Annotated in this window: 20 protein-coding genes; 8 read left to right on the forward strand and 12 right to left on the reverse strand. The window is 67.3% G+C overall.

Going from position 1 to position 24,415, the window contains the following annotated elements; all coding sequences use genetic code 11:
• Nucleotides 1–10 precede the first annotated feature (10 nt).
• Nucleotides 11–373: a BMA_0021/BMA_0022 family TOMM bacteriocin gene (locus OHZ10_RS18845; protein ID WP_059238242.1), complete on the forward strand. Its 363-nt coding sequence runs from the start codon at nt 11–13 to the stop codon at nt 371–373.
• A 92-nt stretch (nt 374–465) separates the two neighbouring features.
• Nucleotides 466–2,703, forward strand: coding sequence for a TOMM precursor leader peptide-binding protein (locus OHZ10_RS18850; protein ID WP_342705538.1), 2,238 nt, complete (start codon nt 466–468; stop codon nt 2,701–2,703).
• Nucleotides 2,704–2,822: 119 nt separating this feature from the next.
• Here the strand turns inward: OHZ10_RS18850 and OHZ10_RS18855 are convergent, their stop codons facing one another.
• From OHZ10_RS18855 to OHZ10_RS18865, 3 genes are all read right to left on the reverse strand, one after another.
• Nucleotides 2,823–3,395 (reverse strand): AidA/PixA family protein, encoded by a 573-nt coding sequence (locus OHZ10_RS18855; protein ID WP_059238238.1) that lies wholly within the window; start codon nt 3,393–3,395, stop codon nt 2,823–2,825.
• 202 nt (nt 3,396–3,597) lie between these two features.
• Nucleotides 3,598–4,137, reverse strand: a complete 540-nt coding sequence (locus OHZ10_RS18860) for a cytochrome b (protein ID WP_059238236.1) — start codon at nt 4,135–4,137, stop codon at nt 3,598–3,600.
• Between the two features lie 183 nt (nt 4,138–4,320).
• Nucleotides 4,321–5,271: a helix-turn-helix domain-containing protein gene (locus OHZ10_RS18865; protein ID WP_174991738.1), complete on the reverse strand. Its 951-nt coding sequence runs from the start codon at nt 5,269–5,271 to the stop codon at nt 4,321–4,323.
• A 343-nt stretch (nt 5,272–5,614) separates the two neighbouring features.
• Between OHZ10_RS18865 and OHZ10_RS18870 the strand changes: the two genes are divergently transcribed.
• Both OHZ10_RS18870 and OHZ10_RS18875 read left to right on the forward strand, forming a co-directional pair.
• Nucleotides 5,615–7,213 carry a GMC family oxidoreductase gene (locus tag OHZ10_RS18870; RefSeq protein WP_342705539.1) on the forward strand — a complete coding sequence of 533 codons (1,599 nt, stop codon included), beginning with the start codon at nt 5,615–5,617 and terminating at the stop codon, nt 7,211–7,213.
• A gap of 39 nt (nt 7,214–7,252) precedes the next feature.
• A complete protein-coding gene (locus OHZ10_RS18875) occupies nt 7,253–8,743 on the forward strand; it encodes an aldehyde dehydrogenase family protein (RefSeq protein WP_342705540.1) in 1,491 nt (496 codons plus the stop codon).
• A gap of 91 nt (nt 8,744–8,834) precedes the next feature.
• On the opposite strand, the gene OHZ10_RS18880 is transcribed toward OHZ10_RS18875, so the two are convergent.
• The 5 genes from OHZ10_RS18880 to OHZ10_RS18900 form a co-directional block, all read right to left on the reverse strand.
• Complete coding sequence (locus OHZ10_RS18880) at nt 8,835–9,926, reverse strand: porin (protein ID WP_059238227.1); 1,092 nt, start codon at nt 9,924–9,926, stop codon at nt 8,835–8,837.
• A gap of 177 nt (nt 9,927–10,103) precedes the next feature.
• Complete coding sequence (locus OHZ10_RS18885) at nt 10,104–10,826, reverse strand: SDR family NAD(P)-dependent oxidoreductase (protein ID WP_256087003.1); 723 nt, start codon at nt 10,824–10,826, stop codon at nt 10,104–10,106.
• The gene (locus OHZ10_RS18890; RefSeq protein WP_342705541.1) at nt 10,804–11,925 is read right to left on the reverse strand and encodes a 2,3-butanediol dehydrogenase; all 1,122 of its coding nucleotides are present in this window, start codon (nt 11,923–11,925) and stop codon (nt 10,804–10,806) included. Before OHZ10_RS18890 ends, OHZ10_RS18885 begins: the two co-directional genes overlap by 23 nt.
• Nucleotide 11,926: 1 nt before the next feature.
• Nucleotides 11,927–13,231 (reverse strand): MFS transporter, encoded by a 1,305-nt coding sequence (locus OHZ10_RS18895; RefSeq protein WP_342705542.1) that lies wholly within the window; start codon nt 13,229–13,231, stop codon nt 11,927–11,929.
• 18 nt (nt 13,232–13,249) lie between these two features.
• Nucleotides 13,250–13,783 (reverse strand): 2,4'-dihydroxyacetophenone dioxygenase family protein, encoded by a 534-nt coding sequence (locus OHZ10_RS18900; protein ID WP_174991743.1) that lies wholly within the window; start codon nt 13,781–13,783, stop codon nt 13,250–13,252.
• Nucleotides 13,784–13,959: 176 nt separating this feature from the next.
• Between OHZ10_RS18900 and OHZ10_RS18905 the strand changes: the two genes are divergently transcribed.
• Nucleotides 13,960–14,940: a helix-turn-helix domain-containing protein gene (locus tag OHZ10_RS18905; RefSeq protein WP_342705543.1), complete on the forward strand. Its 981-nt coding sequence runs from the start codon at nt 13,960–13,962 to the stop codon at nt 14,938–14,940.
• A gap of 86 nt (nt 14,941–15,026) precedes the next feature.
• On the opposite strand, the gene OHZ10_RS18910 is transcribed toward OHZ10_RS18905, so the two are convergent.
• The 4 genes from OHZ10_RS18910 to OHZ10_RS18925 all read right to left on the reverse strand — a co-directional run bounded on the left by OHZ10_RS18910 (nt 15,027) and on the right by OHZ10_RS18925 (nt 19,832).
• Nucleotides 15,027–16,592, reverse strand: coding sequence for a GMC family oxidoreductase (locus tag OHZ10_RS18910; protein WP_342705544.1), 1,566 nt, complete (start codon nt 16,590–16,592; stop codon nt 15,027–15,029).
• Nucleotides 16,593–16,741: 149 nt separating this feature from the next.
• Nucleotides 16,742–17,710, reverse strand: a complete 969-nt coding sequence (locus OHZ10_RS18915; RefSeq protein ID WP_059238209.1) for a helix-turn-helix domain-containing protein — start codon at nt 17,708–17,710, stop codon at nt 16,742–16,744.
• Nucleotides 17,711–17,913: 203 nt separating this feature from the next.
• Complete coding sequence (locus OHZ10_RS18920) at nt 17,914–18,702, reverse strand: hypothetical protein (RefSeq protein WP_059238207.1); 789 nt, start codon at nt 18,700–18,702, stop codon at nt 17,914–17,916.
• Between the two features lie 182 nt (nt 18,703–18,884).
• Nucleotides 18,885–19,832, reverse strand: a complete 948-nt coding sequence (locus OHZ10_RS18925; protein ID WP_342705545.1) for an aldo/keto reductase — start codon at nt 19,830–19,832, stop codon at nt 18,885–18,887.
• Nucleotides 19,833–20,188: 356 nt separating this feature from the next.
• Between OHZ10_RS18925 and OHZ10_RS18930 the strand changes: the two genes are divergently transcribed.
• The 3 genes from OHZ10_RS18930 (at nt 20,189) to OHZ10_RS18940 (ending at nt 24,393) form a co-directional block, all read left to right on the forward strand.
• Nucleotides 20,189–22,693 (forward strand): type VI secretion system Vgr family protein, encoded by a 2,505-nt coding sequence (locus OHZ10_RS18930; RefSeq protein WP_342705546.1) that lies wholly within the window; start codon nt 20,189–20,191, stop codon nt 22,691–22,693.
• Between the two features lie 13 nt (nt 22,694–22,706).
• The gene (locus OHZ10_RS18935; protein WP_342705547.1) at nt 22,707–23,600 is read left to right on the forward strand and encodes a DUF4123 domain-containing protein; all 894 of its coding nucleotides are present in this window, start codon (nt 22,707–22,709) and stop codon (nt 23,598–23,600) included.
• Between the two features lie 112 nt (nt 23,601–23,712).
• Nucleotides 23,713–24,393, forward strand: a complete 681-nt coding sequence (locus OHZ10_RS18940; RefSeq protein ID WP_174991749.1) for a DUF3304 domain-containing protein — start codon at nt 23,713–23,715, stop codon at nt 24,391–24,393.
• Nucleotides 24,394–24,415: the final 22 nt, after the last annotated feature.

Raw genomic sequence — 24,415 nt, forward strand, 5'->3', positions numbered from 1 at the left:
GGAAACCGACATGTCAAAGGACAACGCCAATCCGACGCTCGAATCGATGCTGGAGTTTCAGAAGGTCTATCTGCGCGCGATCGCGCTTTCATGGCGGGACCCGGCGTTCAAGGGCGAACTGCTGGACAAGCCGCTGGATACGCTCGCGAAATACTTCGGTTACCAGTGTCCGTGGATCATCGACATCGAGATCGCGAAGACCGACGGCGATCATGGCTGGACGGGCGACGGGAAAGGCGGCGGGAGCTGGAACCTGCCGCGCAACGTGATGACGGTCGGCATACCGGAGCAGCCGACGCACCTGGACGAGGAGGCCGTCGCGCTCGCAGCCTACTGCGACGCGGGGCCGTGTTACCTGTTCACCTGTTGCTGACCCGGCGCGGCTGAGCCGCGCACCGTTGCGCGGCCCGGGGCGGTTGTCCGGGCCGCGCAACGTTTTTCCGATCCGTCGCACGGAACCAGACGATGCTCGAAGACCCTTCGCGCGTGTTGCGCTTCAAGCCGCATTTGCTCGTGCTCGATGCAGGGCCCGAGACCCTGTTCGTCGTCGACGAATTCAGGCGCGCAATGCTGTCCGGCGCGATCTACGTACAGATTGCCGCCTGTGTGCGGGCGCGCATGACGATCGCCGAAATCGTGACGGCGCTGGCCGGCACGTTCGGCGAATGGGACGTGCTCGCGCGGCTCGATCACCTGGTGCGCCGCGGGTACGTGCGTGCCGATCCGCCGCACGACGACGACGCGGCGCGCGGCTTCTTCGAGCGCGCCGGGCTGGACGGCGACGCGGCGCAGGCGCGCGTCGCGCAACTGCGCGTCGCGGTGGAAACCTTCGGCGCCGACGGCGCGGCGCTGCGGCGTGCGCTCGATACGGCCGGCATCGCTGTCGTGCCGGATGCCGAACTGACGGTTGCGATCGCCGATACGCACGACCGCGACGACCTCGCCGCATGCGCCGCCCGCGTGACGGCGCGCGGCGGCGCGCTGCTGGTCGTGGCGGCGAGCGGTGTGCAGACGTTGATCGGGCCGCTGCTGGCCGGCGGCGGCGCGCATGCCGATGCGCCGTGCATCGAATGCGTGCGCTACTGGATTCGCATCAACCGGCCGGTCGAGGCGCTGCTGGCGCGTCATCACGGCAGCGGCGCGGCGCGTCTGCCGCCGGCCGCGTCGCGTGCCGGGGCCGCGGCGGCGGCGGCGCTCGTCGCGGCGACGGTCGAGCAGATCGCGGTCAACCGCGCGGTGGTGGAACGTTTGCACACGCATATCGTCGCGCAACGCATCGACACGCTGGCCGTCGAACGCCACCGCGTGATCCGGCGTCCGCAATGCCCGTGCTGCGGCAATCCCGCGTGGATGCGCGAGCAGGCGGCGCGTGCGCCGCGGCTTGCCGGGCATGCGCCGTTGGCACGCGCCGACGGTGGTTACCGGACCGCCGGTCCGCAACAGGTGTTCGAGCGCCACGCGCACCTGATCTCGCCGGTCAGCGGCGCGATTGCGTATCTGCATCCGATGCCGAAGCGGCACGCGGGCCTGCGCAAGGTCTATGCGTCGGGTTTTCTCGTGTGCCCGGCCGCCGTGCCGGAGAGCAACCGGTTCGACCGGATCTGCTCCGGCAAGGGCAGCACCGACGAGCAAGCCCGCGTGAGCGCACTGTGCGAAGCGCTCGAACGCTTCAGCAGCGTGTATCAGGGCGACGAGGCGACCTTGACCGGCAGCATGGAAAGCCTGCTCGCCGATCCGGCCGGTGACGCCGAACCCATCCACGTGAACGAACTTCAGCAGTTCAGCGATCGGCAATTCGACACGCGCGACGCGATCAATGCATTGACCCGCGATGTTCGCAAGCAGGTGCCGCCGCGCTTCACGTCGCATGACGTCATCGACTGGACGCCTGCGTGGTCGCTCGTGAATGGCAGGCGCCGGCTCGTGCCGCTCAGCTACTGCTATGCGGAAACGCCCGGCAGTGCGCGGGCCCTGGCCGCCTGCGTGCACAACCCCAACGGCTGCGCGGCCGGTTCGAGCGTCGACGAGGCGATTCTGCAAGGCATGCTCGAGTTGATCGAGCGCGATGCGGTCGCGATCTGGTGGTACAACCGGGTCGCCCGCCCCGGCATCGATCTCGCGAGTTTCGGCGACGCGTATTTCGACGCGCTCGTACACGAATACGCGACGTTCGGATGGCGTGTGTGGGCGCTCGACATCACCACCGATCTCGGGGTGCCGACCGTGGCCGCGCTCGCGGAGAATCCACAGGACGGGCGTTTCTCGATCGGCTTCGGTTGCCACCCCGATGGCCGGATCGCGGTGCAGCGGGCGCTGACCGAGGTCAACCAGTTGCTCGATATCGCAGCGGATGCACCGCATCCGTGGGATCGCGACACGCTGCCGGAAACCGGATTCCTGTATCCGGCGGCGGGCGTGCCCGCAACGACACGCTCGACGTGGCAGCCGATCGATGCCGGGTCGTTGCCGGCGGCGCTTGCGCATTGCACCGGGCGCATCGCGGCGGCCGGCATGGACGTGCTCGTCGTCGACAAGACGCGGCCCGACATCGGCTTGTGCGTGGTGCAGGTCATCGCGCCGGGGCTGTGCCATTTCTGGCCGCGCTTCGGTGCGCAACGGTTGTACTCGGTGCCGGTGAGACTCGGTTGGCGCGGGCAGCCGTGCGACGAAACGGCGTTGAATCCGGCGCTGCTGTTTCTGTGACCTGATCGCGGGCCCGCCTGGCCGGAAAGCGGCATGGGGCGGACCGGTTCGGCCCGCCCGGTATCGCCGGGCGCCTCGTGCGAAGCCTGCACCGGCCGTGTCGAGGCGCCCGTCCGGGATCAGCGGTTGTTGGCGGTGATGTACGGATCCCAGGTGACATAGCCCTTCAGTTGCGCGTGGCGGTCGTAGATGGCGACGACGAACGTGTAGGTTTCGGTGCCGGGCCGGATCACGGTGGCCTGCGCGTAGTAGTCCGCGCGCGGCTCTTCGTTCACGCGGTTGCTGCCGGGCCAGCCCGCCGCCGGGTAAGGCTCGGTGACGTTGGCGGTGAGGTACGACACCTCGCTCAGCAGATTGCCGCTGACCGCCGTGAAGCGATACATGAAGCACTTGTAGTCGGCCACGTCGGTCAACGACACGGTGCGCCAGCGGATCACGTCGTTGACGTCGGCCTTGATCCGCAGATTGCTGCCGGCTTCGCCCTGGTTCACGCCCTGCAGCGGGCCCTGGCCGTAGCCATACGCCGCGTTGGCCAGCGTGGTGATCATGTAGACGGTGTCGGGGTTGTTCCCGAGCGACGTGGGCTTGTCCGGATTCGTGCTGAGCACGTTGTTGTTCTTTCTCAGGATTTCGTCGACGTCGAACGCGGTCAGCACATCGATGATGTTGAAGGTACTCAGGATCTGGGACATGACGGTTCCTTTCACGCTTTATCGTTGAAGAACACTCGGCTGAGTGACGACGCTTGCGGCGTCTGAATCTCTCCCGTCCTGCGCAGCGTCGCTTGCGGAGACACCGGGCGCACGGAAGAGTGACGACAGCGTACGAAGGATCGATTCCCAAATCGATTACACATGCTTACAGCGCGCGTGCCGGCGCGTGTTCCCGTTCCCGTCAGATCCCCATCCGCCCCGCCACTCCGTCGCGATCGACGAACTTGTGTTTCAGTGCGGCCCCGATGTGCAGGGCCAGCAGCAATCCGAGCGTCAGTACGAGCGCGCGATGCAGCGCATCCGTCAGGAGTCGCAACGGCTCGTCGCGGCCAACGAGGATCGGCAGGTTCGCGATGCCGAAGAAGCTGACCGCGTGCGCACCCGCAAGGCGGTGCACGTAGCCGGTAAGCGGTACGAGAAACAGCAGCAGGTACAGCACGCCGTGCAATGCGCCGGCGATCCGTGCCTGCCACGCCGGAACGCTGCCCGGCAGCGGCGGCGGCGTGTGCGTCGCGCGCCACGCGAGGCGCGGCACGGTCAGCATGAAGATCAGGCTGCCGATCGACGCGTGATAGAACAGGATGCCGTTGAACTGCGACGAGTTGTGCGGAAACGTATCCATGTAGAGCCCGATCGACAGGTTCAACAGGATCAGGATCGCGATCGACCAGTGCATGGCGATCGCAAAGCGTGCGTAGGCGGTGTGGTTGGGCTGTGACATGATCGGTCTCGCGGAATCGGGTGGGGCGTCGCGCGCCCGCACGTCCGGCGCGGCGAACGGCGTGGCGACACCCGATGTACCGGCGCGGTGCCGGATTTATTCCCGATGCTGGAGAGGATCGCGGTCTGGCGTGGTTGTTACGGCATGCAGAAAGAAGGATGAAAGGCCGCAGGACGCGGCGCGTCACGCCCCCGGCACGGTGCGGTGCGCGAGCCGGTAAGCGCCGGGGCTGCATCCGAACCGCGCCTTGAACGCGCGGCCGAAGTGCGTGATGTCCGAGAAGCCGCATGCGATCGCCAGCTCCAGCAGATTCCGGTTGGTATCCGCCGGATCCTCCAGCGCACGCCGGCTCGCCTGCAGCCGGTATTCCTGGATCAGGCTTTGCGGCGTCTGGTCGGTCGCCGCGAGTGCGCTGTAAAGCGTGCGCCTCGACACGTTCAGCGCGCTGGCCAGCCGGTCCGGCGACAGGTCGGGGTCGTGGTAGTGATGCGCGAGATGGATTTCCGCATTCATGCGCAGCGTCGCGCTGCGCGCGTCGGCGCCGGTGAGCGAATCGCCGGCCTCGCGGCGGATCACCGAATCGAGCAGCATCAGCGTCGACTGTTCGAAGCCGAACAGGCTTTCCGGATCGTTCGGCACCTGCCCGTCCATCAGGAAGTGGATCGACTGCAGTGCCAGCCGCGCATTGCCGACGGTCTGGCGTACCTGGACGCCCGCGCGTTCGACGAACCACCGCCACATCGTGCTGCTGCGCGGCGGCGTCAGCGCGGCGACGAAGCGCGACGCATGCGCGGATTCGATCCGGTACGGCTGAGTCGCGTCGTAGATCACCCATTCCCCGGGATTGACGGTCGACGTCGTGTGGCGTTGCGTGATGCGGCTTTGCCCGGCGATCTGGAACAGGATCTTGTAGCAGTCGCTTTCGGTGCGCGCGGCCAGTGCGCGATCGCGGTCGACCCGGACGGCCGTGGTGTCCACCTCCGCCATGCGCAGCCCGCCCACCGATGCGACGCGCACCGACATCTGGAAAAGAGGGCCGGTGTCGTGAAAAACCAGCGGCAGGAAACTGTCTGCGACGAGTTCTCGCAGGTTTGCGCTGCCGTTGCTGGCGCTGACGACGAGTTCATGTGCCATGGCCGGGAGAGGGGAGGTGCCGGGAACGCACCAAGATTAATGCAAATGAAAAAAGCCGGTACGGTGGCCATGCCGTTCTGCACGCTGAAGCTAAAAGTGTGCACGGAGCGCCGAGGTATGCCGGCGGACCACTTCTAGAATCGGAACGCGGTCGACAAGCCGTCCGCGCATCGGGCTTTCGCCGCGGCGATTCCCGTCGCGCCGCAACGAACCGCACGGGCTGGCTCGCGCCATCAGGAACCATCACCGATTTTCAAGGAGACACCGCCGGAGGCCAGGCGACGCACGTGGCGGCACGACGCGCCGGCGAACGTTGCGCGGACGACGGCGGGCGCATACCAGGATGTCCGATAAAACTTTCGACTACATCGTCATTGGCGCCGGGTCGGCAGGCTGCACCATTGCGACCCGCCTCGTCGAGCGCCGCAAGGGCACCGTGCTGCTGCTGGAAGCGGGCGGGCACGACAGGGACCTGTTCATCCACATGCCGGGCGGGCTTGCCAAGGCCATTCCGCGTCACACCTGGCCGTATGCGGCCGAACCGTCGGACGACGTGAAGGGCCGCTCGATCGCGGTGCCGCAGGGGCGCGTGCTCGGCGGATCGAGTTCGGTCAACGGGATGCTGTACGTGCGCGGGCACCGCAACGACTACGACCGTTGGGAGAACGAATTCGGCTGCAAGGGCTGGGGCGCGGACGACATGCTGCGCTACTTCGCGAAGGCGGAAAACAACGAATCGCTGACGGCGCCCTATCACGGCAACACAGGGCATCTGCAGGTCACCGAGATCCGCTACCGGCATCCGCTGTCGCAGGCGTTCGTGCGGGCCGGCCAGCAGATGGGCCTCGATTACCTGGTCGACTACAACGGCGAGCGGCAGGAAGGCGTCGGGTTCTATCAGGCGACGATCTTCAACGGCGAGCGTGGCTCGACCGCCGCGACGTACCTGAAATCGATCCGGAACCGCCCTGAATTCAGCCTCGAAGTCGATGCGCTGGTCGAGCGCGTCGAGATCGAAGGCGGCCGTGCGATCGGCGTCACCTATCGCCAGGGCAGCCGTCGCGCAACCGCGAAGGCGCGTGCGGAAATCATCGTGACGGCCGGCGCGATCGGTTCGCCGAAGATCCTGCAGCTGTCCGGCATCGGGCCGCGCAGCGTGCTCGACGGCGCGGGCGTCGCGGTCAAGCACGTGCTGCCGGTCGGCGAGAACTTCCACGATCACATGCACATGTCGGTCAACGCGACGATCCGCACGCCGGTGTCGCTCTACGGCCAGGACAAGGGATGGCGCGCGCTCAAGCATGGCATCGAATGGAAGCTGTTCCGCTCGGGCATCCTGACTTCGCCGGTGCTCGAGGGGTTCGCGTTCGTGGATACCTGCGGGCAGGGGCAGCCGGACGTGCAGTTCCATTTCCTGCCAACGATCGATTCGTTCGACGACCCGATCGGCGTGACGCAGGGCAGGACGCACGGCATCACGATCAAGACGGGCCATCTGCAACCGCATTCGCGCGGACGCGTGACGATCCGCTCGTCGAATCCGGCAGACCTGCCGCGCATCGACGGGCGCTATCTGGCCGACCGCCGCGACGTCGACGGCCAGATTCGCGCGGCGAAGCTGGCGCTGAAGATCCTGCGCCAGCCCGCGCTCGCGGAGCACGTCGACGAGATCTTCTCGCCGGATTGTCCGCCCGATGACGAAGCGGGCATCGAGGACTGGGTGCGCGGCGCAGCGAAGACCGTTTATCACCCGGTGGGCACGTGCCGGATGGGCACGGATGCGGTGTCGTCCGTCGTCGATCCGCAACTGCGTGTACACGGCATCGCCGGGCTGCGCGTGGCCGACAGCTCGACGATGCCGAGCATCCCGAGCGGCAACACGAACGCGCCGACCATCGCACTCGCCGAAAAGGCATCGGACCTGATCGCCAACGCGGCTTGATCGAGCGTTTCATTCACATGGGTTTCCGGAGGCAGGCAAATGGCATTGGTGCAGATGCTGGACGAGGTCAAACGGTTTCTCGCGCGCGAGCACGGCCACTACATCGACGGCCGGGCCGTCGCCGGCAGCGGCGGCGAACGGATCGAGGTACGCAACCCGGCCACGCGCGCGGTGATCGGCTCCGTCGCGCAGGCGACCGCCGACGAGATCGAGGCGGCGGTTGCATCGTCGCATCGTGCGTTTCGCGGCGCGTGGGCGCAGGTGACGCCGGCCGATCGCGAGCGCATCCTGCTGCGGTTCGCGGATCTGATCGACGCGCACGGCGAAGAGATCGCGCAAATCGAAACGGCGCAGTCGGGCAAGCTGATCGGCCTGTCGCGCGCGATCGAAGTGAGCTGGTCGGCGCGCTGGCTGCGTTACTACGCGGGCTGGGCCACCAAGATCGCAGGCGAAACGCTCGCGCCGTCGTTTCCGAGCATGAACGGCGAGCGGTACACGTCGTTCACGTTGCGCGAGCCGCTCGGCGTGGTGTTCGGCATCATCCCGTGGAATTTTCCGGTGATGATTCCCGTGTGGAAATTCGGCGCGGCGCTCGCGACCGGCAATACGGTGCTGATCAAGTCGTCGGAGTTCACGCCGCTCACGATGCTGCGCATCGCCGAGCTGGGCACCGAAGCCGGCTTGCCGCCGGGCACGCTGAACGTGATCAACGGCCCGGGCAGGGTCGGTGCGTCGGTGATCCGCGATCCGCGCATCGCGAAAGTGTCGTTCACGGGCTCGGTACCGACCGGCCGCATCATCGGTGAGGAAGCCGTCAAAGCGAACTTCACGCGCGTCACGCTCGAGCTGGGCGGCAAGAACGCGGCGGGCTTCTTGCGCGATACGCCGGTCGAGAAAATCCTGGATGGCGTGATCGAGGCCGGGTTCCTGCACAGCGGGCAGGTGTGCGCATCGGCGGAGCGCTACTTCGTGCATCGTTCGCAGTTCGACGAGGTGGTCGAGAAGCTGAAGGCGCGGCTGGACAGCTTCCAGCCGTCCGACCCGATGGACGACGCGGGCATGATCGGCCCGGTGTGCAACGAGCCGCAATTTCGCAAGTGCCTCGACGCGTTCGACCTGGCGCGCGCGGACGGCGACACGATCGTCACGGGCGGCGGTGCCTATGCGCGCGACGGCTTTTACGTGAAACCGACGGTCGTGCTGCCGAAGTCGCTGCAATCGAGTGTGTACCGCAACGAAGTCTTCGGCCCGGTCGGCGCGTTCGTGCCGTTCGACGATGACGAAGAACTGATCGCGATGATGAACGACACGCCATTCGGGCTGACCGCGAGCCTGTGGACGAACGATCTCTCGAAGGCGCTGCGCTATGTCCCGCGCATCGAGGCCGGCACTGTGTGGGTGAACATGCATACGCTCGTCGATCCGGCCGTGCCGTTTGGCGGTGCGAAAGGATCGGGTATTGGCCGTGAGTACGGCTCGTCGTTCATCGATGCCTATACGGAACCGAAATCCGTCACGATTCGTTTCTGAGTCGAGCAAGTGACAGGCGCGTTGCCGGATGAAAACCCGGCAGCGCGCCCGCTGGCGTCGGCCGCGATATCGCGGCCGGCGCTTTTTTCCATCAGAACCGCGTACTGAACCCGATGCGCGCAATCGACTGCAGCGCACCGCTCGATGCACCGTTCGCATCCATCACGCCGTTGATCTGCGCGTTGCTGCCGTGGCCGGTGCGCTGATGCACGCCCGCCACGTACACCATCGTGCGCTTCGACAGCCAGTACTGGACGGCGGCCAGGAATTGATGCGCGTGCGCGTTGTCGAGCGTGTCGTTGCCCTTCATGTACGTGTAGCTCGCGCCGACGACCCATCCGGGCGACGGATGCCATGCGGCACCGGCTTCGGCCGACCACGCGCCCGCGCCGTTCTGTGCGTTGTGCACGGTCGTGAAGAGCGCCTTCCCCGTGACCGTGCCGATCGTGTAATGCACGCCCGCGCCCCAGTTGCGCACGCTGGTGGGCGGCAGCCCGCCGGCCGCGCCGTACTTCTGGTTCGTATAGGCCGCGCCCGCGCCGAACGGGCCGTTGTCGTAGCTCGCACCGACGCTGACGGTGTTGTTCGCGCCGACCGACCCGGCGACGTTGCCGAAGCCGTACAGCGCGCCGACGGTCAGGCCCGACAGCGACGGGCTCGTGTACTTGACCGAATTCGCGACGCGATTGCTGCCCGCGACACGGTCCCAGTCGAATGCGCCGGTCGGGTTGTTCGGCAGCGCGAGCTTGTCGAACGGCCCGTTGCGAAAACCGTACAGGCCGACGAGATCCTGTGCGATCTCGTTGCCGCTGGCGGCCAGCGAATCGACCATGAATTCGTACTGGTTGCCGAGTGTCAGCGTGCCGTACCGGTCGTTCTGCAGCCCGACGTAGGCCGTGCGCGCGAACAGCCCGCCGCCGATGATCGAGCCGTTGCCCAGCGAATACTGGTTCACGAGCCGGAAAATCGCACGCGTGCCCGCGCCGAGATCCTCCTTGCCTTCGAAGCCGAGCAGGTTCGGAAAGAAGATGTTGTCGTCGAATTTCGCGGCGCCGTGGCCGCTTTGGTTGCTGACATAGCTGATGCCGGCATCCATCAGCCCGAACATCGTCACGCTGCTCTGTGCAAACGCCGCAGCCGGAATCGTGCAGGCCGCGAGTGCCAGAAAGGTCTTTTTCGTCATCTCCAAAGTGCTCCTCACATGTTTCCGATCGGATCGGATATTTTTAATTGGACTACTGATTGATATGAAGAAAGATGAAGCGGGTGAATCCCGATTCAGCGGCAGCCGAAGGACGCCGCGGCGCGCAACGGGCATCGGCAGGTCTCGTCGGCCGCCGATGCCAGCGCGCGCCCTGCGCTAGACCGTCGAATACCCGCCGTCCACCGGCAGGACCGCGCCGGTCACGAACGATGCGCCGGGCGAGCACAGGAACAGGATCGCTTCCGCGACCTCGTCGGCCGTGCCCCAGCGCCCGAGCGGCGTGCGCTCGAGGATGCGGCGCGACGCCTGCGTGTCGGCCATCAGGCCGCTGCTGAGCGGCGTGTCGATCCAGCCAGGCGCGACCGCGTTCACGCGGATGCCGCGATCGGCCCACGCCTGCGCGAGCGAGCGCGTGAGCTGCGCGATGCCGCCCTTGCTGGCGCTGTACGCGGGCCGGTCCTTGCTGCCGAAGTACGTGTACATCGACGCGATATTGACGATGCTGCCGCCGTTCGCCGACAGCGCGGGCCGTGCGGCATCGGATGCGCGCATCACCGACGTCAGGTTCACGTTCAGCACAAGCTCGAACTGATCCATCCGGTATTCGTCCGCGTGCCGGCTGATGCCGACGCCGTTGACGAGCACGTCGAGCCGCGGCAGCGCGGCGATCGTGCGTGTCAGCGCGTCGTTGTCGGTCACGTCGAGCGCCACGCAGCGGATGCCGGCATGCACGGGCGCATGCGGGCCGGCCGCGTCGAGCCCGAGTGCGACGACCGACGCGCCCGCCTGCGCGAACCGCAGTGCGGTACGCGCGCCGATGCCCGACGTGCCGCCCGTCACGACGACGGACTGCCCTTCAAACGCCCACTGACGACTCATGCTCGACACTCCCGACGGTGTGTGCGCGACGGGCCGGCCGTTGCGCGGGTGAAACGAGGATCTTGATCTGTGCGCGGTCGGCGAGCAGCGCGTCGAAGCCGTCGGCGACGGCGTCTTCGAGCGACACGGTGCGCGTGACGATCGACGTGAGGTCGAGCGCGCCCGACGCGACAATGCGCAGCAGGTCTTCATACGCATGCCGGTAGCCGACGCTCGCGGTGAAGGTCAGCTCGTCGTTGACCGCACGGAACGCGTCGAAGCCCGCATGCGGCATCAGGCCGACCATCACGAGACGGCCGCCCTTGCGCAGTGCCTGCATGGCCGATTCGAACGTGGCGGGCAACCCGGCCGCTTCGAAACTCGTATCGACGCCGAGCCCGCCCGTGGCCGAGCGGATCGCGTCCTGCAGCGCGAGCGCGCTGAATGCATGCGCATCGAATGCATGCGTCGCACCGACGCGCGTCGCCGCCGCGAGCCGTTCGGGCGATACGTCGACGGCCACGATCGTCGTCGCGCCCTGCAGCTTCGCGAGCATGATCAGCAGCAGGCCGATCGGCCCGAGCCCGAACACCGCGCAGGTCTCGCCGAGCCGCAGTTCGCCACGCCGCAGCGCATGCAGCGCAACGGCGGCCGGCTCCATCACCGCAGCCTGCTCGAGGCTCACGCCGTCGGGCAGGCGATGCAGCATGTAGGCCGGCACGACCGCGAAGTCGGCCATCCCGCCGTCGCCCATCGGCCCGGCGAAGCCCATCGACACGCACAGGTTGTACGACCCCGCGCGGCAGTACGCGCACTGGCTGCAGCGGTACTCGGGCTCGACCGCGACGCGGTCGCCCGCGCGCAGCGCCGTCACGCCTGCGCCGACTTCGACGACGGTGCCGCAGAACTCGTGGCCGAGCGTCAGCGGCGCGGTGCGTTGCGACAGCGGGTGCGGCGCATCGACCGGAATCGCATGCGGGCCGTCCGCATATTCGTGCAGGTCGCTGCCGCAGATGCCGCAATACGCGACCGCGATGCGGACGTCGCCGGGGCCGACGCGCGGCGTGTCGATTTCCACGAGACGGACGTCGCGCGGGCCATGCCATTGAAGTGCGCGCATGTCAGCGTCCTCCGAGGTTTTGCGTATCGAGGCGGCCGGCGGCAGCGCCGGCGAGCGCGCGCTTGCGCAGCACGGCCGGCGCGGTTTCGACGAGGCCGAACGACAGCACGCACGCGAGGATCGCGCCGGTAGCCGACGTCCACATCGCGAACTGCAGGCCGTACTTGTCGGCCGCGAAGCCGGCGACGGTCGGCGCGACGAAGCCGCCGATCAGCTCGCCCGCGCCCATGATCAACCCGAGCGCGCTCGCAATCGCGCGCGGCGGCACCGTCTCGGCCGGGATCGTCGCCATGAACAACGTGAAGCAGCCGAGGCCCGTGTACGTGACGAACACGAGCGCGCCGAGCGCCCAGACCGAGCCGACATGGATCAGCACGACCGGGCACACGGCCGCAATCAGCGCGAACACGATCATCGTCGGCTTGCGGCCGATCCGGTCGGAGATCGCCGGTACCGCGAAGCCCCAGAACACCCATGCGGCGCCGAGACAGGTCATCACGACGCCCATGTCGGACGGCGACAGATGGCGGCTTTCCACGAGGAAGACGGGCGCGAACGAGATGATCACGACGAACCACGTGAGGAAGAAGCAGCTGATCAGCACGCAGAGCAGGATGTTGCGTTCCTTCAGCAGCGCCCAGCGGTTGATGGCTGCGCCGCTCGCGGCCGGCGCGCCGGCGCTTTCGGCCTGCGCATGCCGCACGCCGTCGGGCGGCACTTCGCGCACCCAGCGCCAGATGCAGAACGCGATCAGGAAGCCTGGAATGCACGACACGTAGAACGCTTCGCGCCAACCGTACGCGGTCGCGATGCCGATCACGACCGGCGGGCCGATCATCGCGCCGAGCAGGCCGGCGGCCGAGCCCTGCAGCAGTCCCATGTTCAGCCCGCGGCGGCTCGGCGTCGAGCTTTCGATCATCAGCGACTGCGACAGCGGCAGCACGGGGCCTTCGGCGATGCCCATCAGTGCGCGAAACGCGATCAGGCTTGCGAAGCCGCCGACGAGCCCCGACAGCGCCGAGCACACGGAAAAGCCGAACACAGCCGCGATCAGCAGCGGCTTGCGCGTGCCGCGCGCGTCGGACCACGCGCCGGTCGCGGCGCCCGACAGCGCCCACGTGAGCGCGAGCGCGGACGACACCATGCCGAGCTGCGTGTTCGTCAGGTGCAGCTCGGCCGACATGAACGGGAACAGGAACGACAGCGCGAGGCGGTCGAAGAACACGAAGCCGAACGTCATGAACAGGATCAGCAACAGCCTGTTCTCGTACGTCCAGGCCGATCTGGAGGAGGTTGGGGATGTCATGGGGAGCCTCGCCGTGCGTCAGCGGAACAGCTTCTCGATCGCTTGCGCGCCGAGGCCGACCTTCTCGTAGTGCGCCTTGCACATCGCGATGTACGAGTGCACGTCGAAGTAGCCGTCGGGGTTGCCTTCCTCGTCGAGCCAGATCAGCGGCCCGGTGACGATGAAGAACGCGCGCATCGGCTCCGGATGATCGAACGCGACCAGCGTGTGGCCTTCGCCCGGCGTCTCGTACACGAAATCGCCGCGCGTCGCGGTCCATTCGTGCTCCAGGTAGCCCCATTTCCCCGACAGCGTGTACGCGAACACCTCGTGCGGGTGATAGTGACGGTTCACGAGCCCGGCTTCCTTCGCCATCAGGATGTCGCACCATTTGTTCTGCGACGGCGAGATCCACAGCGGCCGCGACGAAACCGTTTCGGTGAACGGAACGTAATAGCGCTCGTCGTCGGTGGCCGCGTTCGGGATGTAGGCTTCGGGCAGCGCATCGGGCTTGAACGGATTGGCAATCGCCGGGATGTTTTGCCAGAATTCGGATACGGCTTTGTCGACCACGGTTTGTCTCCTTGCATGAGTTGTCGTGGGCTCGACTTTAGCCAGCCGGTGCGCGCCACTCTTGACTGGGCTGGACGAATTGCTTGACCGCGCCGGACATTGCATCGCACCAAAATCCAGACGAACCATCCCCCAATCCGTGCCGCTCCGCACGACAGGCGCCCGCAGGAGGCGACGTGACGAATTCGACCGTTTTTTCATGCACGCGAGGCTCGACGGCCGACGTGCCGGCGCGCGACAGGATGGCGTACTGGGATGCATTCAATGCGGCGACGCTGGTCGGGCTGCGCTGCTCGTCGCTGTCGCCGGCCGGGCTCGAGGTCGAGAAGACCGACATCGCGCTGCCGGGCCTCGGCATCGCCGACATCAGCGGCCGGGACCACGTGATCGAGCGCAGCCCCGCGTTGGTGCGCCAGTTGCCGAAGGAATCACTGTTCGCGTGCCAGATCCTCAGCGGGCGCGCGTATTTCATCCAGCGTGACCGGTGCCTGCTCGCGGAAGCCGGCGATGTCGTCGTCTACGACACGCGCGTGCCTTATCTGTTCGGATTCCTGACGCCGATGCGGCAGCTGCTGATCGACATTCCGGTCACGTCGTTCGACGACCGGCTCGATGCCGAGCTGGCTGCGCTGCCGCTGCGGATCGCACCGAAACCGGGCGCGGGCGCGATGCTCGGCGCGACGTTGCGTGCGAGCGTCGAGCGGTTCATGAAGGCGCCCGTCGAGCGCGATGCCGCGCGCTTCGCCGAGCACACGCGCACGCTGATCGCGGAACTCATCGACACGGAAGTGAACGGTGCGGGTGCGACGCGCGCGTCGCTGTCGTACCTGCTGACCGCGAAGCAGTACATCGCAACGCACCTCGGCGAGCCGGAGCTCGGGCCGCAGGCCGTCGCCGATGCGGTCGGGCTGTCGCTGCGGCACTTGGGCCGTCTCTTCGCGGCGGAGGGCGAGTCGATCACGCAGCACATCTGGTCGGAGCGGCTGTCGCACGCCCATCGCGAGCTGACCGATGCGCGGCTGCGCAAGACGGGCGTCGGAGAGATCGCGTTTCGCTGGGGGTTTTCGAGCCAGGCGCACTTCAGCCGCGCGATTCGCGAGCGCTACGGTGCGTCGCCGATGGCGCTGCGCGATGCGGCGCGTGCGGGCGGGGGCTGATAGCCGGTTTTCGAAGGTTCGGCGGCGCGTGAGTCACGCGCCGCTTTTGTTTTCGTCGCGCGTACGGCAGTAACGCGCCCGCCGCGTCACTCCGCCAGCATGAACTCGGCACAGCGCTCCGCGATCATGATCGTCGGCGCGTTGGTGTTGCCGGACACGATGCGCGGCATCACCGACGCATCGCAGATCCGCAATCCGTCGACGCCCTGCACCTTGAGGCGCGGCGTGACGACGGCGTCCGCATCGTTGCCCATGCGGCAGGTGCCGGCCGGGTGATAGACGGTTTTCGCACGACGCCGCACGTAGTCGGCAAGCGCCGCATCGGTCAGCGTCTCGGCTTCGCGAACGATGCGCGCGAGCGACGGCGCGCGGATGATCTGCCGCGCGAGCGCGACGCCGCGCACGAGGCCGTCGACATCGGCCGGATCGGACAGCGCGCCGCTGTCGAACAGGATCGGCGCGGCCGGATCGTTGCCGCGCAGTTGCACGGAACCGCGTGAACGCGGCCTGAGCAGGCACGGGTTGATCGACAGGCCGTGGCCGGGCAGCGGTTCGCGGTCGACGTCACCGACGAGCGTCGGCAGCACGTGGAACTGGATGTCCGGGCGGCCGTTGCCCGTCGTATCGACGAACGCGCCCGATTCGACGACGTTCGACGTCAGCAGGCCCGTGCGGCACAGCATCCATTGCAGCCCGTGTCGCCATGCCTTCAACCCGCGATCCTCGCCCAGCAGGCTGACCGGCGCTTGACTGCGGCCGTAGATCGATACCTCGAGGTGGTCCTGATAGTTCGCGCCGACGTCGCGGCTGTCATGCAGCACGTCGATGCCGTGCGCGCCCAGGTGCGCGCCGGGCCCGATGCCCGACAGCATCAGCAGCTTCGGCGTGCTCAGCGCGCCGGCCGCGAGCACGACATCGGCGCGCGCCGCGGCCGACCCCGTCGCGCCGCTTTCGGTGCGCCATTCGACGCCGGTTGCGCGCCGGCCGTCGAACCGGATGCGCGTCACGCGGCAGCCGGTCAGCACATGCAGGTTCGGATGGGCGATCGCGTCGGCCAGATAGGTGGCTGCGGTGCTGCCGCGCTGCCCGTCGAAGATCGTCGTGTGATAGAAGCCGACGCCGTGCTGCGCGGCGCCGTTGAAGTCGTCGTTGTACGCGATGCCGGTTTCCTGCGCAGCCTTCACGAACGCGAGGCTCAGCGGGTGCCGGAAGCGCGTGTCGCCGACCTTCAACGGCCCGTCGGTGCCATGAAACGGCTCGGACAGCCGCAGGTGCGATTCGGCCCGCTTGAACACCGGCAGCACGTCGTCCCAGCCCCAGCCCGTGCAGCCGAGTGCGGCCCAGTCGTCATAGTCCTCGCGCGTGCCGCGCACGTACAGCATCGCGTTGACCGAGCTGCCGCCGCCGAGCGTGCGGCCCTGCGGCACGTAGGTCTTGCGTCCCGCCGCGCCAGGTTGCGGCTCGCTCTCGAACGTGACCGTGCGCTGCGTGCCGAGCACACGGATGAAGGTCGCCGGAATCCGGATGAACAGGCTGTCGTCCTTCGGGCCGTCCTCGAGCAGCAACACGCGCCGGCCGGCCTTCACCAGCCGGTGCGCAACCGTGCAGCCGGCCGAACCGCCGCCGACGACGATGTGGTCGTACGTCTCCATCCCGCTTCTTCTCCTTGCTGTCCGGCGGCGGAACGAGTGCCGCCGCGCAGGAAGCCAGCTTAGCGAGCGGGTTGCGGCCCCATTTGACCGGGACGGACGCCGTGCTTGCCTCGTCCGGACATGGCGGCGGGGGGCGGCGCGCACGCGCGCTAGCGCGCGTCGGCGGGGGCGCGCGTGTCGCTCGGCGTCTCGCCGAAACGTGCGCGATAGCTGCGGCTGAAGTGCGCGCTGTTGTTGAAGCCCCAGCGGAACGCGATTTCGCTGACCGTCAGGTGCTTCAGCGACCGGTCGCGCAGGTCGGCGCGGCAGCGTTCGAGCCGCCGCGCGAGGATGTAGCGCGTGAGCGGCATCCCTTCGATCTCGAACACGCGCGCAAGCTGGCGTGGCGACAGGTTGATCGCGCGGCTGACCGACCGGCTGTCGAGTTCGTCGTCGGCGAGATGGCTGTCGATGAACGCCTTTGCGCGCGACAGCGTGTGGACGGTCGACTTCGTCGGCGATGCGTCGCCGTCGCGCAGCCGCAGCATCGACTGCACGAGATCGAGGATCGCGGCGGCGCGCCGTTCGCGTGCGTCGGGCGCGGGCTCCTGCGGCGCGGCGAGCAGCGCGTACACCTGCCGCACGGCCCACGACGTCACACCGTCGTCGCGATCGATCTTGACGAGGCTGCGGTAGCGCCACGGCCCCACACGCGCTTCGAACACGTCGCGCGGCACGTCGAGCACGGTCATCGCCATGTCCGCGGGAAAGCCGTGACCGTACGGCATCGACGTGTCGTACAGCACGAGGTCGCCGGGCCCGTGCTGCATGCAGTCGACGTCCTGGAACGTGTAACCCCGCCCTTCGTGCATCAGGCAGATGAACACCGCGTCGCGCTGGTCTGCGTGGATGTTGTGCGGCGTGCGCACGACCGCGTGCCGGTTCGCGACGATGTCGCATGCGCCGAACAGCCCGAGATCGCGCTTGCGCATCGACGCGTCGATGCCTTCGGACGACTTTCCGCTGCATTCGATCCGCACGAGCGTGCGCGCGACATGGTCGACCCAGAAGTCGACGCGCTCGGCGCCGCGTACGGCGCGCGTCGAGACCGTGGCGATCTCCGTGCTGGTGTCCGGCATGACGTTCTCCCAATGACCGCCTGAGCGGCGCAGTCTCGGGCACGCCGAATGGCGCGGTCAATCCGTGAAAGACCCGGGGCAAGCGCGTGACGCGCTTGCAGCGGGGCGCTGCGGGCGGTTGCGCGATCGATGTCCGGCTGAGTCAAAGGAAGCGGCCGTGCGAGTCAAAACGCGTATGCGATTTTGGGCTAGGCCGTGCCGGGTTACTTCGATGAAGACGACGGCAGCCCGAGCGACACGTCCTGCTCGTAACCCATCTTGCTGTCACGGAACTCGACGCTCACGTAGCCGGCCCGCCGCGCGTCGGCGACGTTCGCGTAGATCGACGTCATCACCATCCCCGCATCGCAGCCGAGTGCGATCGTGCGGTCGATGCGGCCCGTCGCGATGTTCACGGCCCGCAGCGATTGCATCGCCACGCCGCACTTGTCGGACAGCGCATAGGCGCCGACCAGCATGTGCGTCTTCGTGCGATACCACATCGGGATCTCGACGGTGCCGTCGAGCTGCGGGTGATCCTGGTCGTTGTCGTTCAGTCGCCCGACTTCGTTCAGCGTGATCGGGAGCGTGTTGCGGCCGTCGTCCCAGGTGCCGGTTGCCGTTTTTCCGGCGACCGTCAGCGCGATCGGGCAGGGCTTCGGCCGCGCTGGCGATGCGGCCGGCACGACCGGCGAATCGGCGTTCGATGCGGGTGATGACGCTTCGCACAGCGTCATGCGGCCGTCGGGCTCGCGGTGGCCCCGCAACGGGATCGGCTTGCGATGCGCGTCGTAGTAATAGCTGCCGTCGACGCGCCAGCGGCCTGCGTCGTTGTGGTTGATTGCGTCGTAGGTCTGCAGCGATACGTGGACGGGTGCATTGCCGATCGTGCCGGTGTAATTCGCGATTTCGTACCAGCCTGCAAAGGACACGGCCGGCGCGCAGGCGAGCAGTGCGGCAATCGCTGCGGCGAACGGGCGGGAGAATCGGGCGCGGCGCGTGATTCGGATCATCGACGGTTTGTGTGCGTGGGACGGGTTCGGGCGCGAAGGAGGCTCGCCATTGTATCCATCCATCATTCCGCGAACTGCCGCCTTCGCGCACGCGGCGAAACCGAAGCACTCAGGACACAGGCCGGTCGTGAAACCGCGCGGATTGCGCGGCTCCACCGGCCGGCCCGCCGCCGTCGCGGACCTCAGGTCGCGCTCGCCTTGTCGATCTGGCGGATATCGTCCTGATCGAGCTGAACGCGGATCGCTTCGCCGAGCAGTTCGAGCTGCGCGAGCGACGTCGCGCTGGCGATCGGCGCGGTGATCGTCGGCCGCGCGATCTGCCACGCGAGCGCGATCGCGGCCGGTTGCGTGCGGTGCTTCTCCGACACGGCATCGAGCGCCGCGAGGATGCGCAGCCCGCGTTCGTTGAGATAGCCGGCGACGCGATCGCCGCGCACGCTCTTCTTCAGGTCGGCCTCGCTGCGGTACTTGCCCGACAGGAAGCCGCTCGCGAGCGCGTAGTAGTTCACGACGCCGAGCTTCAGGTCGCGCACGACCGGCTCGAGATCGCGTTCGTAGTCGGCACGGTCGATCAGGTTGTATTCGGGCTGGATGACCTGGTACGCGGGCAACCCGTCGCGCTGGCTGATGGCGGCGGCTTCGCGCAGGCGCGCGCCGCTGTAGTTCGATGCGCCGATGATGCGCACCTTGCCCGCGTCGATCAGCGCCTGGTACGCGCCGAGCGTTTCTTCGAGCGGGGCCGTGTCGGCGAGGTCGCGGTGCGAGAAATACAGGTCGATGTAGTCGGTCTGCAGGCGGCGCAGCGAATCGTCGACGGCCTTCAGGACGTTGCCCTTCGACAGCCCGGCGCGCGCGGCCAGCAGGCCGACCTTGGTCGCGATCACGACCTGCTCGCGCTTGCCGGAACGCTTGAGCCACTTGCCGATGATCGTTTCCGATTCGCCGCCGCTGTTGCCGGGTACCCAGGCCGAATAGACGTCGGCCGTGTCGATGAAGTTGATGCCGGTGTCGGCGAGCGCGTCGAGCAGTGCGAACGATGCGTGCTCGTCGACGGTCCAGCCGAAGACGTTGCCGCCGAATGCGAGCGGCGAAACCTGGATAGTCGACGTGCCGAGGGTGCGGTGTGCCATGTTCTGCTCCGATAGCTGCGGGTGAAGGGATGGGACTGCGGGAGGTGAAGCCGGTCGCGTTGAGACGGCAAAGCGCGTGGCGAGGTTCCGTCACGGGCGTGCCAATCGGCGTGTTTCGCGATCGTGTGCCGGGATGCCGGACAAGGCGACGTCATCATGGCGCCGATATCCGTTCGAGCGTCGCAGCCGGCGCACGCAAGATGCTGTATTTATTACCGATTTTCCGTGCGGAACTAGGGAAGCGACGCAGGACGCCAATGTTGTCGCGGTGGATTGTCTACGATATCCTTTCATCCCAAAATTAAGAGCGGCAACAGGCCGCTGCCATACGAACGAATAATCATTCTGAGGCGGTCATGGCTGACCTTGCGGCACTCATTCGAACCCCGTTTTTTCTGCAAGACAAGCGCCTGCTTGCGCTGTCTTTCCCTCACGACGACGCCCCCTCGGTTACCGACTCGTATGGCCGGCAACGTCCGGCGCGGCTGGTTGCCGAGCGGCTCGTCGCGCACGAGGGGCTCGGGATCGACTTCACGTTCGAGCTGACGCTGCTGTCCGGCGAAGCGGGCGTCACGCTGGCCGACATGCTGGGCAAGCTGCTCGCGGTGTCGATGGTGCGCCCCGACGGCGGTCTTCGCTATTTCACCGGCTATTGCACGGAGTTTTCGCTCGTCCGCAACGACGACTCGATCGCGGAATATCGCGCGGTGCTGCGCCCGTGGAGCCACTTCCTGCGGACCCGCGTGAACAACCGCCTGTTCCTCGGGCAGTCGCTTCAGCAGCAGATCGGCACGCTGCTCGCCGATTACCAGGGGCTCGCACCGTCCTGGGACTGGCGCGTGCGCGGCGACGATCCCGCGCGCACCATGAACGTCCAGGGCGGAGGGCTCGGCGAAAGCGACTGGAACTACATCGTTCGCCATCTGGAAGCCGTCGGGTTCCTGTACTGGTGGGAGCACGACGAGAAGGGCCTGAAGCTGATCGTCGGTGACGACAGCACCGTGCAGTGCCCGGCCATCGACGGCCGTTCGCCGGAGATCCGCTTCCAGACGCACGACGGCCCGATGGCCGCGGACGCCATTTCGCAATGGTCCGCGGTGCGGTCGTTGTCCGCGGGCAGTTACAGCGCGACGGCGTTCGACTTCAAGGCGCCGCATGCCGCCCATGCGCAGATTCCGACGCTTCACCCGCCGGGCGTCGCGCCGCAGGTCGAGCACCATGAATACGTGGGGCACTACGGTTTCGTGAAGGACGCGCGCGCCGGCGATGCGCTGACGCGCGTGCGGATGGAAGAGATCGAGGCGGCGGCATCGCGTTTCGACGCAGCCGGCAACCATCACGGCATCCTGCCCGGGCGCTGGTTCCAGCTGTCCGATCACTTCAGCGTGTCGTCGGGCAGCCCGGAGGATCACCGCTACCTGATTCTCGAAGCCCGGCACGAAGCGGCGAACAATTACCTGCAGGCCGACGGCAAGCCCGAGTACCGCAACCGCTTCGTCGCGGGCCTCCGGCATACGCCGTGGCGCCCGGGCCGCGGGTTCAACAGCGAACCCGTGCGCGTGCTGGCACCGCAAACCGCGACCGTCGCGGGCGCGAAGGGCGCCGGCAGCGTCGATGTCGACGAGTACGGCCGGGTCTGCATCGTGTACCACTGGGATCGCGCGGCACAGCTCAGCGCGCGGATTCGCGTGGCCGCCGGCTGGGCCGGTGGCGAGAAGGGCATGATTGCCCATCCGCGCGTGGGTAGCGAGGTGCTGGTGATGTGCCTCGACGGCAATCCCGACCGGCCCGTCGTGTCGGGCACGACGTACAACGCGGAACGGATGCCGCCGTGGGCGCTTCCGGACCAGCAGGTGCTGACGGGGTTGCGCAGCCGCGAGTTGTCCGGTGACGGCGGCAATGCGGCGGGCGGCCGGTCGAATCACGTGCTGCTCGACGACACGCCGCAGCAGCTCCAGTTGAAGCTGCGCAGCGATACCGACGCGAGCGAACTGACGCTGGGACATAACGTCCGCATCGACCAGACGCAAGGGCGCACCGATCAGCGCGCGCGCGGTTTCGAGTTGCGGACCGACGCGCACGGTGCGGTACGCGCGGCCAAGGGTTTGCTGGTGACGAGCGAAGCGCGCTTCGAGGCGCGCGCTCATGCGACGGACCTCGGCGAGACCGTCGCGCGCCTCGACAAGGCGCACGATCTGCATGAATCGCTGTCGGGTTCCGCGCATGACGTGAAGGCGCAGGAGTCCGGCGACCAGGATGCGGTCCATCAGGCGCTCAGGACGCAGAACGACGGCCTCAAGGGGAGCGGTGGGAATCCGCAGCAGGGCGAGTTCCCGGAGTTCGCGCAGCCGTTCCTGGCGCTCGCCAGCCCGGCCGGCATCCTGACCACGACGACGGGGTCGACCCACGTTGCGAGCGACCAGCACGTCGCGTTGACGAGCGGCGCCCATACGAGCATTGGCGCGGGCAAGAGCATGCTGGTCAGCGCGCAGGAGGCGGTGCGCGTCGCCGCGTTCGAGAAAGGCATCCGGCTCGTGGCAGCCGCCGCGGACATCGACATCCAGGCGCTGAAGGACAGCGTCAACGTGCTGGCCAAGCTGGACGTGAAGGTCGATGCGAACCGCATCACCATCACCGCAAAGGAAGAAGTCCTGATCAACGGCGGCACCAGCTATACGCGCTGGAACGGCAGCGGCATCGTCCACGGGACCAAGGGCGAATGGACTGCGCATGCCGCATCGCATACGTTCATCGGGCCGGACAGCCTGCCGGTGCCCGCGCAGGCGTTCCCGGGCACGGCGTGCGCGCCGTGCATGGTCAATGCGGCGTCGATGGCATCGCCGTTCGCGGCCAAGGCGTGAGGCAAGGCAGCGAATGACGAATGACCTGATGGCCGCGCAGGCGGCCGACGCGCTGCAGGCTGCACTGTCGTCGCAGGACGGGCTGCACGCTTACGTACTGATCGACGGCGCATTGCTGGAGACCCTGGCGGACGAAGAAAAGGCGTCGTGGCCCGCGTTTGTCGCGGCGTCGCTGCTCGACAACGCCGACGACGATGCACGAGCGGTCGGACCGTTGCTGTTCGAATGGGCGCCCCTCGCCGACGGCGCGGACGCGATCGAACCGCGCAGCATTCCGTGGCCGGCGGCGAGCCTGCTCGTTTCGCCGTTGCCGCTCGAGCGACTGGCCGCGCATCTTGCGCCGATGGTGGATGTCCAGCTCGAGCAGATGGAGAGCGTGATGCTGATGCGCTTCTTCGATCCGCGCGTGTTGCCGTTCTGGCTCGACATGCTGCCCGCTGCGCATCGCGCGTATCTGGCGCAGGGCGTGCGGCACTGGATTCACCGGGATACCGAGCTGCGGATCCGGACGGCGGAAATCGCGGTGCCCGCCCACGCCAGGCAGGCCGCCGAATTTCCGCTGCAGTTGTCCCAGGCGCAGGAGGACGGCCTGCTCGCCGCCTGCTATCCGTACACGATGCTCGAGCGGCTGCGTGCCGAAAAGCCCGCGCTGCTGGCGTCGTTGCCGGCCGCGCAGCACTACGGCTTCGTGCGCGATCAACTGGCACGATGCCAGGCGCACGGCGCCGAAAGCGCGGTGTCGCTGCTGATCTATTGCGAACTGGCATTGCGGTACGGCGCGCGCTTCGACGAGGACCCGGCGATGGCCGCCGTGTTCGACGCGGTGGCGCAAGGGCAGGCGTTTCCGGACGCGCTGGCGCTGGTGCCGGCGGAGGGCTGGCAGCGGATGCAGGAAGCAGCGGGATGACGGCTGGCGCGAATGTCGTCGCACGCCGTGCGCATCGCCGCTGAGCTCGATCGAGTCAGGTTTGTCGTACGGGCGTCATGCGCACCTAAATGGATGTCACGAGAGAACAACGATGTCGAGAACGAAACACCGCTGGATCGCGCTGCTGTCGGTTCTGGCTTTCTTTGCGGCAGGGTGCAGCAAGGCCGAGAGTGGCCCGGAAAGCCTCGGAACCGGCGCGACCGCCAAATGGAACGATCCGAACTACGAGATCATCAAGGCCGGCTCGTACAACTATTCGGACTACGACATTTACCGGGTCTACCTGCTGCCGCCGGGCCAGGGCAACCTGGATGATGCCGCGAGTGTCGACGGTGCGCGGGCGACGCCGCGGACGCAGAGCTACTGGAGCGGCGGCAAGGGGTCGCGGCCGAGTCTCGCATGGGATTTCCGCTGGAAAACGCCAAAGAAGTTCAAGGTGTGGTGGGAGCGCGTGGTCGACAAGCGCGCGATGGAAGCGTCGTCCCGGAACTACGACGAATACACGCATCGCGAAACCCAGCCCGGGATGGCGTGGTGCGAGGGCGAAATCACGATCACGCGCCCGCCCATCAAGGACAAGGACGGTAACGTATTGCTGCATTTCTTTCCGGACGGCCGAGTCGAAGGGGACATGGATTTCAGCCTGGGCCGTGCGCCGACCAAGGTCGAGCTTTCCCGGCGGGACGGCCAGCCCAAGCTGACGGATCGCGCATGCGTGAAGGAAATTCCGAATCCGTTCTACGGCCGCAAGAAGCCGGCGCAATGGAATTGACGCCGGACGCATTGCCGGAACA

It is taken from the genome of Burkholderia arboris (genome assembly GCF_038723655.1).
Lineage (GTDB): Bacteria > Pseudomonadota > Gammaproteobacteria > Burkholderiales > Burkholderiaceae > Burkholderia > Burkholderia arboris.

Coding starts and splice junctions, on each gene's coding strand:
- OHZ10_RS18845 (WP_059238242.1), top strand. CDS start 11: ATGTCAAAGGACAACGCCAATCCGACGCTCGAATCGATGCTGGAGTTT.
- OHZ10_RS18850 (WP_342705538.1), top strand. CDS start 466: ATGCTCGAAGACCCTTCGCGCGTGTTGCGCTTCAAGCCGCATTTGCTC.
- OHZ10_RS18855 (WP_059238238.1), bottom strand. CDS start 3,395: ATGTCCCAGATCCTGAGTACCTTCAACATCATCGATGTGCTGACCGCG.
- OHZ10_RS18860 (WP_059238236.1), bottom strand. CDS start 4,137: ATGTCACAGCCCAACCACACCGCCTACGCACGCTTTGCGATCGCCATG.
- OHZ10_RS18865 (WP_174991738.1), bottom strand. CDS start 5,271: ATGGCACATGAACTCGTCGTCAGCGCCAGCAACGGCAGCGCAAACCTG.
- OHZ10_RS18870 (WP_342705539.1), top strand. CDS start 5,615: ATGTCCGATAAAACTTTCGACTACATCGTCATTGGCGCCGGGTCGGCA.
- OHZ10_RS18875 (WP_342705540.1), top strand. CDS start 7,253: ATGGCATTGGTGCAGATGCTGGACGAGGTCAAACGGTTTCTCGCGCGC.
- OHZ10_RS18880 (WP_059238227.1), bottom strand. CDS start 9,926: ATGACGAAAAAGACCTTTCTGGCACTCGCGGCCTGCACGATTCCGGCT.
- OHZ10_RS18885 (WP_256087003.1), bottom strand. CDS start 10,826: ATGAGTCGTCAGTGGGCGTTTGAAGGGCAGTCCGTCGTCGTGACGGGC.
- OHZ10_RS18890 (WP_342705541.1), bottom strand. CDS start 11,925: ATGCGCGCACTTCAATGGCATGGCCCGCGCGACGTCCGTCTCGTGGAA.
- OHZ10_RS18895 (WP_342705542.1), bottom strand. CDS start 13,231: ATGACATCCCCAACCTCCTCCAGATCGGCCTGGACGTACGAGAACAGG.
- OHZ10_RS18910 (WP_342705544.1), bottom strand. CDS start 16,592: ATGGAGACGTACGACCACATCGTCGTCGGCGGCGGTTCGGCCGGCTGC.
- OHZ10_RS18915 (WP_059238209.1), bottom strand. CDS start 17,710: ATGCCGGACACCAGCACGGAGATCGCCACGGTCTCGACGCGCGCCGTA.
- OHZ10_RS18920 (WP_059238207.1), bottom strand. CDS start 18,702: ATGATCCGAATCACGCGCCGCGCCCGATTCTCCCGCCCGTTCGCCGCA.
- OHZ10_RS18925 (WP_342705545.1), bottom strand. CDS start 19,832: ATGGCACACCGCACCCTCGGCACGTCGACTATCCAGGTTTCGCCGCTC.
- OHZ10_RS18930 (WP_342705546.1), top strand. CDS start 20,189: ATGGCTGACCTTGCGGCACTCATTCGAACCCCGTTTTTTCTGCAAGAC.
- OHZ10_RS18935 (WP_342705547.1), top strand. CDS start 22,707: ATGACGAATGACCTGATGGCCGCGCAGGCGGCCGACGCGCTGCAGGCT.
- OHZ10_RS18940 (WP_174991749.1), top strand. CDS start 23,713: ATGTCGAGAACGAAACACCGCTGGATCGCGCTGCTGTCGGTTCTGGCT.